The 14,818-nt window shown below is 39.3% G+C and carries 11 protein-coding genes; all 11 read left to right on the forward strand.

All coding sequences use genetic code 11. The features are described from left to right. Nucleotides 1-35: 35 nt before the first annotated feature. The 11 genes from ACFSKV_RS19160 (at nucleotide 36) to ACFSKV_RS19210 (ending at nucleotide 14,815) form a co-directional block, all read left to right on the forward strand. Nucleotides 36-992, forward strand: a complete 957-nt coding sequence (locus ACFSKV_RS19160; RefSeq protein ID WP_380806562.1) for a fasciclin domain-containing protein — start codon at nucleotides 36-38, stop codon at nucleotides 990-992. Between the two features lie 85 nt (nucleotides 993-1,077). Next, entirely contained in the window at nucleotides 1,078-2,082 is a 1,005-nt protein-coding gene (locus ACFSKV_RS19165) for a radical SAM/SPASM domain-containing protein (protein WP_380806565.1), read from the forward strand. 151 nt (nucleotides 2,083-2,233) lie between these two features. Next, nucleotides 2,234-4,867, forward strand: a complete 2,634-nt coding sequence (locus ACFSKV_RS19170; RefSeq protein WP_380806567.1) for an SLBB domain-containing protein — start codon at nucleotides 2,234-2,236, stop codon at nucleotides 4,865-4,867. After that, the gene (locus ACFSKV_RS19175) at nucleotides 4,867-5,934 is read left to right on the forward strand and encodes a GumC domain-containing protein (RefSeq protein WP_380806569.1); all 1,068 of its coding nucleotides are present in this window, start codon (nucleotides 4,867-4,869) and stop codon (nucleotides 5,932-5,934) included. Before ACFSKV_RS19170 ends, ACFSKV_RS19175 begins: the two co-directional genes overlap by 1 nt. 11 nt (nucleotides 5,935-5,945) lie before the next feature. Next, nucleotides 5,946-7,262, forward strand: a complete 1,317-nt coding sequence (locus ACFSKV_RS19180; protein ID WP_380806571.1) for an oligosaccharide flippase family protein — start codon at nucleotides 5,946-5,948, stop codon at nucleotides 7,260-7,262. Further along, on the forward strand, nucleotides 7,219-8,157 hold the full coding sequence (locus ACFSKV_RS19185) for a glycosyltransferase family 2 protein (RefSeq protein ID WP_380806573.1): 939 nt from the start codon (nucleotides 7,219-7,221) through the stop codon (nucleotides 8,155-8,157). The genes ACFSKV_RS19180 and ACFSKV_RS19185 overlap by 44 nt, the downstream gene beginning before the upstream one ends. After that, nucleotides 8,148-9,545 (forward strand): O-antigen ligase family protein, encoded by a 1,398-nt coding sequence (locus ACFSKV_RS19190; RefSeq protein WP_380806576.1) that lies wholly within the window; start codon nucleotides 8,148-8,150, stop codon nucleotides 9,543-9,545. Before ACFSKV_RS19185 ends, ACFSKV_RS19190 begins: the two co-directional genes overlap by 10 nt. A 109-nt stretch (nucleotides 9,546-9,654) precedes the next feature. Beyond that, complete coding sequence (locus ACFSKV_RS19195; protein ID WP_380806579.1) at nucleotides 9,655-10,425, forward strand: class I SAM-dependent methyltransferase; 771 nt, start codon at nucleotides 9,655-9,657, stop codon at nucleotides 10,423-10,425. 153 nt (nucleotides 10,426-10,578) lie between these two features. Then, nucleotides 10,579-12,741, forward strand: a complete 2,163-nt coding sequence (locus tag ACFSKV_RS19200; protein WP_380806581.1) for a response regulator — start codon at nucleotides 10,579-10,581, stop codon at nucleotides 12,739-12,741. A 240-nt stretch (nucleotides 12,742-12,981) separates the two neighbouring features. Beyond that, nucleotides 12,982-14,109 (forward strand): glycosyltransferase family 4 protein, encoded by a 1,128-nt coding sequence (locus ACFSKV_RS19205; protein ID WP_380806584.1) that lies wholly within the window; start codon nucleotides 12,982-12,984, stop codon nucleotides 14,107-14,109. Continuing rightward, nucleotides 14,102-14,815: an acyltransferase gene (locus tag ACFSKV_RS19210; protein WP_380806586.1), complete on the forward strand. Its 714-nt coding sequence runs from the start codon at nucleotides 14,102-14,104 to the stop codon at nucleotides 14,813-14,815. Before ACFSKV_RS19205 ends, ACFSKV_RS19210 begins: the two co-directional genes overlap by 8 nt. The last annotated feature ends 3 nt before the right edge of the window (nucleotides 14,816-14,818 follow it).

The raw sequence follows: 14,818 nt of genomic DNA on the forward strand, positions 1-14,818 counted from the left end.
ACCAATGAAATTTATTCACTAAACCAACAAAAATTATGAATAAGAAAAGCATTTTCAGCTCAATTTTAAAATATCCCTTGATGGGATTAGTCGTTGCGGTTGGATTTTCATCTTGCAATGATGACGATGATATGCCACCGGTACAGGAAGATCCTAACATTGTCGAAGTGGCATCTGCCAACAATAATTTTTCAACCTTGGTAGCAGCAGTGGATGCTGCAGGTTTGGTTGAAACTTTATCAGGTCCAGGACCTTTTACAGTATTTGCCCCAACCAACGATGCTTTTGGTAGCTTTCTGGAAGATAATAATCTTACAGCAAATCAACTTTTGGCCTCGGATCAATTGGCGGATGTTCTGACTTATCATGTTTTGGGTGCTTCAGTACCATCCTCAGCTGTAAGTGCCGGAAGAGTAAATACTGTAGCTGGAGATCCATTCTTTGTAAGTGCGGCTCCTAATGGAGAATTGTGGATCAATGGTAACACTAGGATTGTACAAACTGATGTTGCTGCTTCAAATGGTATTATCCACGTGTTGGATTATGTCATTACTCCTCCAACGCAAAATATTGCAGAAATTGCTATTGCTTCCACTCAGGCAGCTACTCCTGAATTTACCCAACTGGTTGCTGCTTTGGTTAGAGCAGATTTAGCAGGTGCTTTCACTGGTGGATTCGATGATGATTTTACTGTTTTTGCACCAACTGATGCTGCTTTTGAAGCACTTTACGAAGTTTTAGGCGTAAATGGTGTGGATGATATTCCTTTAGAAACATTGACCAACGTATTATTATACCATGTAGTACCTGCTAGAGCTTTCTCTCAGGATTTAAGAGAAGGTGCCGAATTGCCATCTTTATTGGAGGGTTCCACTTTGACCGTTAATTTGGGTTCTCTTCAGATCAATGATTCAGGTTTAGTGCCTTCAGCATTGAACATCCATGCGACAAATGGTGTGATACATGTAATTGATTCTGTTTTATTACCATAAGTTTTTCATGTAGGCTGTTTTAAGAAGCTGCTTCGATTTGGGGCAGCTTCTTTTTTATTTCAAAGGATTTTGATTACTTCAATATGTGAAAAATCAATGGATTACCGCAAAAGCATTTTTACAGCAATTTACCTGGAAAAAAATTTCCAACATTTTTGCCTTATATCTATCCTTTCATATTAGCAGGTGGAGGAAAAAACCTATACTATTGGGCTACCCTACAACTCTTTCCATCGAACCGACCACCAGTTGTAACCTCCGTTGTCCGGAATGCCCGAGTGGATTAAGGAGTTTTACACGTCCAACCGGAATGTTGGATGAGGAACTATTCCGAAAGGTCATCCAAGAAACCGGAAAATATCTTACTTATCTTCATTTGTATTTTCAGGGTGAGCCTTTCCTTCATCCCAGATTTACGAAATTGGTCAATTTGGCTGATAAAGAGGGAATTTTTACTTCCACCTCCACCAATGCCCATTACCTCACAAGTAAAAATGTGGATGATATAATTTCATCTGGCTTAAAGCAATTGATAGTTTCCATGGACGGCATAACCCAGGATGTATATGAACATTACAGGGTTGGGGGGAATTTGACAAAAGTAACTGAAGGCCTTCAACTTTTTCTTTCCCGAAGAAATGAACTGAACAGCAAGTTTCCCAGAATCATACTTCAATTTTTGGTTACAGGAAAAAATGAGCACCAGATTCCGGATTTGAAAAAATGGGCGAAAGAGATTGGGGTAGATGAACTGCAATTAAAAACCACACAAATTTACAATTTCGAAAACGGTTCGGATCTTATACCCTCAGATACCAAATATTCGAGATATGTCCAGGATAGATCTGGAAAATGGAAACTGAAAAAAAACATTGAAAATAAGTGTTGGAGGATGTGGCAGGGTGCAGTAATTACATGGGATGGGAAGGTGGTTCCCTGTTGCTTTGATAAAGATGGCTCCCATGTAATGGGAAATGTCGCTGAAAAACCCTTTGAGCTTATTTGGAAAACCCCTAAATACCAGACTTTCAGAAAAACCCTTTTGGAGGACAGGAAGCAGATTGAAATCTGCAAAAACTGTACGGAGTAATAAGCCTAATCCCTATTTTAGTTTAAAGGCTATTTCTTTCCAAGAGGGAATAATTATCTTTACACTGATTTTATTCTATTTTAATCAGAAAAAATACCCAAATAGCTTTTGCAGCTTGATGTAGTCAAACTGTAATTGGGGGTTAAAAAATATGAGAAACTATTCTTTGAGGAACAATAAGGCCGTTGACACCACCTTGAAATATTTTGCTTACCTTTTAATTGGGTTTGCTTTACTATTGATTTCTCCGCCTATAGCTGATGCCCAAAACTTAGCGGATATTTCAACAATCAACGTGGATGAGCTTACAGATGATCAAATCAGGGAATTGATCAGGAGGGCAGGTGAGGCTGGAATAACAGAAATGGAATTGGTCCAGATGGCAAGATTGAGGGGTCTTCCGGCGAGAGAAGCTGAGAAACTTCAGAAAAGAATAGAAGAACTGGATTTGGCAGGAAAATCATCCAGAACTACAACTTCTGCATCCAAAAGAGAGCCGAGGAAGCAAGTGGACTTTAGCCAGATTTCTCAGGGGATCATGAAATTCCCGTCTGATTTAGAAGGGGTTGAAAATGAAAAATCAAACCTATTCGGTGCAGATCTTTTTTACAATAAAAACAGGAGACTGAGTTTCGAACCCAATCTGAATATCGCTACTCCAAAAAATTATATCCTGGGCCCTGGGGATATGGTGTATGTAGATATTTACGGACAATCCGAACAATATTATGAAGCCAATATCAATCCGGATGGATTTTTGATTTTGGATAATATCGGCCCCATCAGTGTTTCAGGTAAATCGATTGAAGAGGCATCCGGAATTATTAGAAACCGACTTTCAGCATATTATCCTGGAATCGGGGGTTCCAACCCAAGTACCTTTGTTCAGGTGACCTTAGGCAATGTGAGAACCATACAGGTTCATTTGGTAGGAGAGCTAATGCTTCCCGGCACTTTCACATTAAGTGCTTTCAGTACCGTATTCAATGCCCTTTATGCAGCCGGAGGTCCGAATGAAAACGGCACCATGCGCAACATTAAAGTGCTCAGAAATGGGAAAAACATTGCCACAGTTGATATCTACGATTTTCTTGTCAATGGGAAGACAAACTTAGAATTCACTTTGCAGGACCAGGATGTGGTGCTGGTAGAACCCTTTTTAGCAAGAGTAGGCATCACAGGAGAGGTTAAGAGACCCAAAGTTTTTGAAGTTAAAGAAGGAGATAATTTTGAAGACCTGTTAAGGTATGCAGGAGGGTTTACGGATGAGGCTTTCAAAGAGAGAATTAATGTCACAAGAATAACCGGCAAGGAAAGGGCTGTATCTGATATTTATGCCAACCAATTTGGCCTTTTCCTTGTCAAAGGAGGGGATGAATATGTGGTGGGAAAAGTGCTCAACAGATATACCAATAGGGTTCAGATCAAAGGGGCGGTTTTCAGAGAAGGCAATTATTCGCTGACAGAAGGCTTAACCCTAGGCCAGCTTATCCAGAATGCGGAGGGGTTAAGAGGGGATGCGTATCTGGAAAGAGCCAGCATTTTAAGAACTTTTGATGACCTGAGCACGGAAGTATTGACTGTCAATTTACGGGATCTTTTGAATGGTTCTTCATCAGACATACCCCTCAAAAGAGAAGATGTAGTCCGGATCTCCAGTATATATGATCTTCAGGAAGAAGTTTATGTACAGATCGGTGGGGAAGTAAAAAATCCGGGAACCTATCCCTTTTCCAAGAATATGACAGTGGAAGAGCTGATTATTTTGGCAGGAGGCTTAAGAGAAGCTGCAAATGCCAAAGATGTGGAAATTGCCAGGAGGTCACAGGAAACGACATCAGGTACATTTTCAGATCTGATTAAAGTCAGTGTGGAAGGCGGTTTAACAGCAGAGAATTCTCAGGTTTCCCTTGAGCCTTATGATATGGTTTTGGTCAGGAGGAAGCCCAATTTCTCTTTGGATAGATTGGTAAAGGTGGAAGGCCAGGTCAATTCTCCGGGTATATTCTCCATATATTCTGCTGATGAAAGAATTTCCAATATAATTCAAAGAGCCGGGGGTCTGACAGCTTTTGCCTATGCCAAAGGAGCGACATTGATCAGAAGGACAGAATTTTACGAAACAGAGTCCGAACAGGTCAGAAGACAGCGGAATTTATTGGATTTACAGCAAAAGCTATTGTTGGATCCCAACAACACGGAAGCTCAGGAGCTATTATTGGAACGTCTTTTCAAAGATTTGGGAACCAGCCCACAGGACAGCAGTGAAGGATATTCCGCAGCAGCCACAAAAAGGGAAGTGATCACCGGCATCACTGAAACAAAAACTGATTTGGCTCCCATAAAAATCAGACAGACTGAAGCAGTAGCTATTGATTTGGAGGCAATTTTAAGAAATCCTGGATCTGATTTGGATTTGATATTGGAAGAAGGAGATATTATTTCCATTCCAAGACAATTACAGACAGTCAGGCTAAGGGGAGATGTGGTATATCCCGCCACCGTTCGGTTTGAAAAAGACAAAGGCATGAAATATTATATCGACCGTGCCGGAGGATTTGATATCAGGGCAAATAGAAAGCGGTCCTATATTGTATATGCAAATGGGCAGGTGTCCAGGACAAAAAGCTTTATGGGAATAAGGTCCTATCCTAATGTGATGCCTGGATCAGAAATCATTGTCCCTACCAAAGGCCCTAGGGTTCCAATCCGTCCATCTGAATTTGTCGGAATTGCCACAGCCTTGGCTACCCTTGTACTTGTCATTACCCAAATTAATCCCTGATGGCGGAGCATATTATAGACGATAAAATTACCCTTAAAGAAGTTGTCCAACGGTTTCGGTATTGGATCGGGTTTTTTATTGGTGAATGGAAATTTTTAATACTTGCGGGCAGTATTGGTTTGATTTTAGGGGCTTTGACCTCATTTCTCAAAAAACCGGTGTACCATGCAGAGACTACCTTTGTACTGGAAGAAAGCGACATGTCCAGCTTAGGCCAGATGTCCGGTCTGGCTTCTCTAATAGGCGTCAACCTGGGATCTATTGGTTCAACAAGCGGATTATTTCAGGGAGATAATATCATGGAGCTATACAAATCAGATAATATGCTCAGCAAAACCCTATTGAGTCCATTTGATGTAAATTCCCTTTTGATTGACCGGTACATACAATTTCAGGAACTGGACAAAAAATGGAAAAGAAAAGTTGATTTTTCAAAACTGGATTTTTCTCTTCCAAGGGAAAGCTTTTCAGTCACCCAGGATTCTGTCATCAAAGAGGTTTCAAAATTGATCAGGGAAAAGCACCTTGCAGTGGAAAAGCCTAACCGAAAACTCTCGATCATTCAGGTAAATGTCTCTTCAAAAGATGAGCCTTTTGCGAAGGTCTTCAATGAAACTTTGGTGGAAAATGTCAATACTTTTTATTTTGAGACCAAAACGAAAAAAACAGCTGAAAACCTGGCCATACTTCAGTCCCAGGCAGATAGTGTGCGTAACCTGTTGGATGAAAGCATTTTGGCCTATGCCAGTACCACAGACCGGGTTCCTAACCCCAATCCTATACTTCAGACAGCCACAGTGGAAGCACGAAAAAGGCAGGTGGATGTCACAGCCTCTTCGGCTGTCTATGCGGAAATTGTAAAAAACCTGGAGATTGCAAAAGTCAATCACCGAAACAATTCTCCTTTGATCCAGATCATCGATACCCCCAGATTTCCTTTGAAAAGAACTGAAATCAGGTTATTGAAAGGAATGGTATTTGGCGCGCTGATAGTAGGAATTTTAGCTCTGTTCTATATCTATGTAAGACAGTTGTACCGTTTACATGTCGCGGAGAAAAAGGAATAGACTTTTTAATCATGCTTGATAAAATATTTTCTTATCAATTCGGCAATCTGATTAAGAATAAATCTATTCAGAATTTTATTTTTTTGGGTTTTATCCAATCATCCAATATCCTGATTTCATTGGTTTCCATGCCTTTATTGATACAGGCTATTGGGGTAGATCAATTTGGTTTGGTTAACCTGGCACTTTCCGTCATCATTCTTTTGAATATTCTGGTTGGCTTTGGTTATAATCTGAGCGGACCAAGAGAGGTGGCCATCAACCAAAAAAACAAAGAAAACCTATCCCATTTGGTTTCCAATATCATATTCAGTAAAGTTACCCTGGCTTTTTTTGCTGCAGCCCTCATACTTGTGGCGGTTTTTGCATTCAATTTATTCAGGGAATATCAGATTATCCTGGTGTATTCCATATTGCTTCTTTTCTCAGAAGCTACCCTTCCTCTTTGGTTTTTTCAGGGAATGGAAAAAATGAAGATGATTTCCATGGCCAACGTATTCAGTAAACTCCTTTATCTCTTGGGTATTGTTATGTTTATACACCAACCCGAACAGGCAAAATGGGTGAACTTTATCCTGGGAGGTGCAGGTTTATTTATCAATCTTTTTGTTTTGGTCTATATCCATTATGAATTGGAAATCCTTTTTTATAAACCCAAACTCAGGCAGATTTTCCGATCCCTGAAAGAAAATATATTATTGTTTTTGTCAAATATAACCTCCCATATTTCCATAAATGGAGGTTTGATTATTCTAAGTTTCTTCGCCAATGCCGAAACCTTGGGCATGTTCAGCCTGGCAGAAAGGATTACCATGGTCCTCCGTTTGTTACCGGCCCTCATTATTCAGGCGGTTTTTCCCAATGCTTCCAAAAAATACCTATCCGATACCGCTCAATTTTACAGATTTCTGAAAAAAGTCTATATCTGGGCTGTCTTCTTAGGATTGGGGCTTTCCCTTTTCACGTATTTTTCCGCTTCTTTCATTGTTCAGGCTCTGGCTAAATCTCCTTTGGAAGAATCCGTGAGCTATCTCAGGGTATTGGCATTCGTGCCCCTATTGGCATCCTTCAATATCCCTAATGTGCTCATTTTACTGGTCACTGATAAGAAATATCTTTTGTTCAATTCTTCTTGGCTCATGTGCCTTTATATGATCTCCGTTTCTTTGATTCTTACCACAAAATATGGAGGCATCGGCCTATGCTTTGCCCTGCTTTCCACAGAAGTATTTATTTTTATCATTTGTACCCTATTGATCTTCTTAAAAAACAAAGATTTATTTCATGGATTCAAAAGAACCCTCATCGGTGGCCATTATCATCATTAATTGGAATGGATATTCCCTTAGCAGAAGGTGTCTTCTGTCCCTAATGCAGATCCATTATTCCAATTACACCATTGTACTGGTAGACAATGGATCAGAAGATGGTTCTTTTGAAAAATTAAAGCGTGAATTTGAAACCCCGGTTTTTATTGCCAATGAAAAAAATCTTGGATTTACAGGAGGAAATAATGCCGGTATCGACTATGCAATAAAAAATAAATTTGACTTTATTTTATTGTTGAATAATGATACAGAAGTTGAGCCCGACTTCTTAAATGAGTTGTTGAAAGTACAAAAAAGTCACCCCAATGTAGGGATGGTTCAACCTCTTATCCTATTTCATGATAAAAGGGATAAGATTTGGAGTGCCGGAGGTAGATATATTGCGCCCTTGGGGATTGCCAAAACACTGGATAGTCAAAAGAATTTTCAAACTGCGAAAGTTGAGGATAAAGTTTTGGATTGGGCAACAGGTTGCTGTATCCTTATTCCCAGACAAATCATAGAAAAGGTTGGGACACTGCAACAATCCTATTTTGCCTATTTTGAAGATGTGGATTGGTCTTTACGAATAAGAAAAGCAGGTTATTTGATTTACTTGGCAGCGAAAAGCACCATATACCATGAAGGCGGTGCTTCTTCTAAAAAGGCCCATAAAGAGGGCATGATCAGCCCAACCGTATTTTACCTTTATTGCCGAAACCAACTATTCCAACTTAGACGGCATCTCGATTTTCCTTTTTGGGTAATTGCATGGCCATTTCATATTGGAAAGTATTTGATCTGGATTAGCTATTTTTGTATAAGAGGGAGATTCAAAAAAATGAAAGCAGTGGCAAAAGGTATTCGGGACGGTATTTTTTTGGACCATCATCATAATGAACCCTTATGTCCCTAATAATTCTATCCATCATAACCTTACTTACTATTGGGCTCATTTTTTGGGTCCTTAGTAAAATGTTATTGTATGGAAAATGGGAATATGGAATTTACTTTCTTTTGCTTTTTTTACCTTTTTACACCACTGTGCTGAGTGTCACGTACCTGACTACAGGTTCTGAATTAATCGTAAAATTATTTCAGTTTTTAAAGGAGATAGTAATCCTGACTTCTCTGATATGTTTTGTATTGTTCCAAAAAAATCTATTCGACTACCCATTCAGGTTTCATCAAGTAGATATACTTTTCCTCGCCTTACTGACAATGGGTTTTATTTATATGGTAATCCCCATAGGTGAAGCAAGCACCATCAATAAAGCGCTTTACTTTAAAAATATGTTAGTCCCTGGCCTCGTTTACTTTATGGGGAGGAATACCCTATTTGATGACAGGGAAATAAAGTTTTTATTTAAAGGGATATTCCTGATCGCAATAGGGGCATTTTTTGTCAATTTATTTGAAAAAACTATCGATACACATCTACAATCCCTAACAGGTTATGCTTTGTTTAACCAGGCAATTAATGACATGGAGCCGACCGGAAACTTTGGGCTGACCTGGACATTTGAAACACAGGCAACGACCAAAAGATTGGCCTCATTTTTCTCCGACCCCTTGGAATTGGCCAGTTCCGTACTTTTGGGCTTTTCAGCAGGACTGATTTGGTTTTTATCCAGTAAAAGAGAAAACTGGTTCGTATATACCATGGTGATGTTATGTTCTTTAGGAAGTCTATTTTTCGCCTCATCAAGGGCAGCATTTCTTTCTTTTTTTGTCATGATTTTCTTCATTGCCATGATTTTCAGGCTGTATAAGTTGATCTTTCTGGGCATCGGATTTTTCCTGTTTTTTGTGTTTTATGTAGTATTCCTTGCTTCAGATGATTTCTATTACTTCGTGGTGGACACCATTACCTTTGAAAACCCTTCCAGTGCAGGCCATGTATTGGAATGGCTTATTGCTTTGGATTCTATGATTGCCAATCCATTTGGGATAGGGTTGGCCATGAGCGGTAATGTAGGCAGCGTGGAAGAAGAACTCCGGGTTGGCGGCGAAAACCAATTTTTGATTTTTGGTGTACAATTAGGTTGGATTGGGATGTTCATTTATATCCTTATCCTTTTCTATGGAATACGTACTGCTTTAAAAGTTTTCAACCGAACAGAGAACCTCATGACTGCCAGAATTGCCTTCGTTGCTGCTACGGTAAAATTTGGATTACTCTTGCCCCTGTTTACTGCCAATGCTGAAGTGTACGCATATGTTTCTTGGCTCACTTGGTGGATGGTTGGTTACAGTGTGCACGCCTATCAAAATATCACTTACCAAAAAACATTGATTGCCTGAAAAGAAGATACATAAAATCTAGGCCAGGTATTAAGCCTATTTGAACGGGGCTTTGGGCATTTTGAAAAATTAAATGAAAGGAAATTTATACCTTTGCCAAAATTGAATTATGATTGACAATATCGGTAAACCGTTTTTTTCCAGCTTCAAAGTAGATGAATCCTTGAACTGGCAAATGTCCAGAGCAGAAAAATACACCTTAATAGGCCTTTTACAGGAACTAAAACCTGATGTAGCTATTGAAATAGGAACCTACCAAGGGGGAAGTCTCCAAGTAATCAGCCACTATTCCAAAAATGTGTATTCCATAGATATCAGTAAGGCTCCTGGGGATTTATTGGCCAGCAGATTTTCAAATGTGGAATTTGTAGTTGGGGATTCCTCCCGTTGCTTGATTGATATTTTTGAAAAGATTAAAAATGATAACCGCCGTCTGGATTTTATTCTGGTAGATGGCGACCATACCAGAAAAGGTGTTTATAGGGATTTGGAAGCAATTTATAGTTATCCACATATCCATCCTGTCACCATACTCATGCATGATAGTTTCAATCCCGAATGTAGAAAAGGTATCCGGGATTTTTTGAAAAAACATCCTGAACATATTACTTACGCAGAATTGGATTATGTTACAGGATCCTATTGGCATAACGATACTTACAGGGAAATGTGGGGAGGTTTGGCAATGGTAAAAATGGATCCAAATCATAAATCCGCCCCCATTGAAATTGGTCAGAGTCAGAAACACCTTTTCGCAGGAACCTATCTCCATTCTATACATCTCATCAAAGACAGATTGCAGTTTTTATTCCCACTCAAAAGGAAGATTTTCAAGATGCTGGGAAAGAAAAACAGAGCTGAAATATATGATACTTTCTGAAATCATCTCTTGAAATAAAAGTTTTTAAAATTCACCCGCCTCTTTGTTTTTCTATTATTTTTATGTAATTCATAAAAAGTATTTTGCATCTTATGATGTGAAAAAATACTTTTGTTTTGAATCTGAGTTTTTAAAATTAAAAATAACCAACCTATGGAAGGTGAAAAAATGGGGGCCTTTATAAATACAGAATCTTTAAAAAAGCAGCTGGAGCTTCAACAAATTCTTATTGATATTTCCTCCAAGTATATCAATATGGACCTGAAGGAATTAGAGAATAATGTACAAAAGTCCTTAGCGCAATTGAGTCATTTTGTTGAAGCAGACCGGGCCTACATTTTTGAATATAATTTTGAAGACATGACCGCCTCCAATACCTATGAATGGTGCGCTGAAGGGGTCAGTCCGGAAATTGAAAATCTTCAAGGCCTTCCTATGGAATATATTCCTCATTGGGTGGAAAAACATCAAAGACGGGAAATATTTGGCGTACCTGTAGTGGAAGAATTGGAGGAAGGCCCTTTGAAGGATATTTTGATTCCCCAAGATATCAAGACCTTGGTCACCTTTCCCATGTTGTACAAAAAAGAATTACTGGGCTTTGTAGGTTTTGATTGGGTAAAAGGGGTCCATCCTTATTCCGAAACGGAACTCCAATTGTTATTGGTGTATGCAGAGATGTTGGTGAATATTAAAAAAAGATCCGTTCTCGAAAGGAACCTGATCAATGCCAAAGAAGAAGCAGAAGCGGCCAATAAATCCAAATCTGAATTTCTCGCCAACATGAGCCATGAAATCCGAACTCCTTTGAATGGCGTCATTGGATTCACAGATCTTCTAATCAATACCGAACTTAGCAATGAACAGCTTCAATATGTGCAAAGTGCCAATACATCTGCCCATATCCTCCTCGGAATCATCAATGACATTCTTGATTTTTCAAAAATTGAAGCAGGAAAGTTGGAATTGGAAGAGGTGGAAACCAACCTAATCGAATTGGCTGAACAGACAGCCGACATAGTAAAATACAATACTGCAAAGAAAAACATTGAATTTCTCCTCAATATTCAGATTGACATTCCAAAATATGTCATTTTGGATCAGATCCGCATCAAACAAATTCTGGTCAATCTTCTGAGCAATGCGATCAAGTTTACCGAAAGAGGAGAGGTAGAATTATCCATCAGTTTTGAAGAAACAGATCCCGTCAAACAGGAAGGCATTTTCACTTTTTCAATAAGGGATACTGGAATCGGTATTTCAGAAGAACAGCAGGCCAAATTATTCAGATCTTTTTCCCAAGCGGATTCCTCCACCACAAGGAAATTTGGAGGAACTGGTCTTGGATTGGTGATTTCCCAGATGTTGGCAGAAAAAATGGGATCCACAATTAATTTGACATCAGAGATTGACAGGGGTTCTGTCTTTTCTTTCTCCATTAAAAAATCATATAAAAGGACACCTTCCATTGAATATAATGGACTGATCAATATTGAAAAGATTTTGATCATCGATGATAACAAAAACAACAGGACGATTCTTGAACATATTTTGGCCCATTGGAATATTAAAACCCAATCGGTAGATAATGCCATTTCGGCACTTACCCTATTGGATAAAGACCCCCATTTTGATGTGTTGATTGTGGACTATCACATGCCTTTTGTGGACGGCATAACCACGATCAGCGAGATAAAAAAGCTGTTTGCCGAAAAACACCAGGTAGAATTGCCTAAAATCATCCTGTATAGTTCGGCTGATGATGCCAGATTGGAAAATTCAATTCATGAATTGAAAATTGATGCAAAACTTGTCAAACCGGCCAAGATTTCTGAATTGTTCAATTGTTTGAATAAAATCAGCAACCTCCATACCTTGGAAATTTCTCATGAAAAGAGAGACACTGGAGAAGGTAGATCCACAAACAGGGAAGGCATAAGTATCTTAATCGCTGAAGATGTATCCTTGAATATGTTGCTGCTCAGAACCATCATCAAGTCCTATTATCCGGATTCAACGGTCATTGAATGTGCAAATGGTAAAGAAGCTGTCGAACAATTTCAAAGATCCAGACCCGATTTAATCTTTATGGATGTGCAGATGCCCGTAATGGATGGTTATGAAGCCACTTTGAAAATCAGAAGTATTGAAAAACAAGCTGGTTTTTCCACACCCATCATAGCCCTCACCGCAGGTGCACTTCATACTGAAAGGGAAAAATGTTTGGAAGTTGGAATGGATCACTTTCTGTCCAAACCTATAGATAAAGAAAAGCTGTTGGAAGTATTGGAAAGAATCATAAAATCCATCCGATAAAGAAATCCAATATTAGAAACTTGGATTCCTTGTATAGAATTAGGATTTTTTCCCAAATACTTATTTCAGTCTCCCCAATGAATGCTTTTTCCTTCAAATTCACTTAATTTTCAGGATCATTTGAAGGGCAAAACTGTTATGAAGCAAGAAAACTTTCTTTTTGTTATTCATTTTATGTTTGGAATATAGAAATGGCTATTTATTGCTCCATTAACCAGTACCCAAAAGGAACACCACAACATGAGGAAGCCTAAAATCCTGATCGATATCTTCTACCTGCATGTGGCACAGACCGGGATCAAGACCTATATCCAAACCCTTTGTGAGGAGATCAGGAAACAACAGAATAGCGAATTTGAGTTTATACTGAGCCCTGATTTTGAAAAGATAAATACAAGCAGGTTTTTTAAGGGAAAAACTTCCCTCCTAAAGAACCTTTTGTTCCAAGCTTTTTACTTTTTCAGAAAACAATTATGGCTGCCACTGCTGTCCTATAAGCATGGCGCGGACATGATTTTAAGCCCTGATATCATGAGTCCCTCATGGGGAAAAGGGCACAAAGTTTCTGTCATACATGACACTTTCTTTTGGGACAATCCGGAACATTACCAAGGCCTTTGGTTGAAGTACTACCTTTTTTTTCTCAAAAAAGGCCTTAAGAAAAATGCCTCTGTGGTAACCATTACTGAATTTTCTAAGAAAAAACTGCTTAAACTCCCGATTTTCCAAAAGCTAAGGATAGATGTGGCATATCCATCTTCAGGCTTACATCTTCCAGAAGGAAAGCCGAAAAGGTTGGAAAATAAAGAAAAATACTTTCTACATGTGGGGGTGATGGAAAAGCGTAAAAACCTCGGTCTGCTGATCAAAGCCTTTGGGAAACTGATCAAGGAAAAGGGATTTGAAGACTTCAGACTTTATTTGGTAGGCCAAAGAGGACCCAGGGAGGCTTTGGATGATTTTGATCAGCTTCAAAACCTGGTGGAGGGTTTGCAACTTCAAGGAAAAGTCATTTTCCCCGGTTATGTAAGCCAAGATCAGCTAAAAATATATTTTCAAAATGCCTTGGCCTATGTTTTCCCCTCTGCCAATGAAGGATTTGGACTTCCTGTATTGGAGGCATTTTCTTTTGGGCTTCCTGTAATCATTTCCAACCAAGGGGCACTTCAAGAAGTGGCGGGAGAAGCGGCATTGGTTTTGGAAAAAAATGAACCTGATTCCTTAAAACAAGCTATGAAAAAGCTGGCAGAAGATGGGACTTTGCGAGAGGAACTGGCACAAAAAGGGATAAATCGGCTCAAAGAATTTACCACGGAGAAGTTTTTTCTATCTTTGAAGGATATTTTTAAATCACTTCTGGATGAGTAATTTTCTGGGCAATACAATTTCCTCCCTTACCGGTATGGACCTCTCCCAAAGGTTTGGAAAAGAATGGGACAATCGGTCAACTTTAGGCACCTTTTGGAGCTTGGGTTGGAGTATCCTCAGAGGCCTTGCCCACAGATGGCGTTTTAAAAAAATCAGGGGATTGTTTTTAGTGGGAAAAGGGGTTACACTCCGGCAGGCCCACTACATTGAGGCCGGAAAAAATTTTATCCTTCAGGACCACTGTGAGGTCAATGGGCTATCCCAAAGAGGTCTGATATTCGGAGATAAGGTCAGCATTGGAAGTTATGCCATCATCCGTCCTACCAATCTCTATGGAGGAGAGCCGGGAATTGGTCTGAAAATGGGCAATAACAGCAATATCGGAGCCTATTCCTACATTGGTTGTTCTGGTTATATCGAAATCGGTGACAATGTCATGATTTCCCCTAGGGTGAGTATTTATTCAGAAAACCACAATTTTGACCAGCTGGACAAGGTCATGATAGATCAAGGAGTGACCCGGTCTTTTGTTAAAATAGAGGACGACTGTTGGATTGCTGCAAATTCTGTCATTCTTTCTGGAGTGACTATAGGAAAAGGATCAGTAGTGGCCGCAGGAAGCATAGTCACCAAAGATGTGCCCCCTTACAGTATAGTAGCCGGTAATCCGGCAAAAGTCATTAAATCACGAAGCTTAGATGGGTAAAAA

Origin of the sequence: Shivajiella indica (assembly GCF_042683085.1) — a bacterium.
GTDB lineage: Bacteria > Bacteroidota > Bacteroidia > Cytophagales > Cyclobacteriaceae > Shivajiella > Shivajiella indica.

Bases quoted from the DNA above. Each gene is read 5' to 3' on its own strand.
- ACFSKV_RS19160 (WP_380806562.1), top strand. From the start codon at position 36: ATGAATAAGAAAAGCATTTTCAGCTCAATTTTAAAATATCCCTTGATG.
- ACFSKV_RS19170 (WP_380806567.1), top strand. From the start codon at position 2,234: ATGAGAAACTATTCTTTGAGGAACAATAAGGCCGTTGACACCACCTTG.
- ACFSKV_RS19175 (WP_380806569.1), top strand. From the start codon at position 4,867: ATGGCGGAGCATATTATAGACGATAAAATTACCCTTAAAGAAGTTGTC.
- ACFSKV_RS19180 (WP_380806571.1), top strand. From the start codon at position 5,946: ATGCTTGATAAAATATTTTCTTATCAATTCGGCAATCTGATTAAGAAT.
- ACFSKV_RS19185 (WP_380806573.1), top strand. From the start codon at position 7,219: ATGGATTCAAAAGAACCCTCATCGGTGGCCATTATCATCATTAATTGG.
- ACFSKV_RS19190 (WP_380806576.1), top strand. From the start codon at position 8,148: ATGTCCCTAATAATTCTATCCATCATAACCTTACTTACTATTGGGCTC.
- ACFSKV_RS19195 (WP_380806579.1), top strand. From the start codon at position 9,655: ATGATTGACAATATCGGTAAACCGTTTTTTTCCAGCTTCAAAGTAGAT.
- ACFSKV_RS19200 (WP_380806581.1), top strand. From the start codon at position 10,579: ATGGAAGGTGAAAAAATGGGGGCCTTTATAAATACAGAATCTTTAAAA.
- ACFSKV_RS19205 (WP_380806584.1), top strand. From the start codon at position 12,982: ATGAGGAAGCCTAAAATCCTGATCGATATCTTCTACCTGCATGTGGCA.
- ACFSKV_RS19210 (WP_380806586.1), top strand. From the start codon at position 14,102: ATGAGTAATTTTCTGGGCAATACAATTTCCTCCCTTACCGGTATGGAC.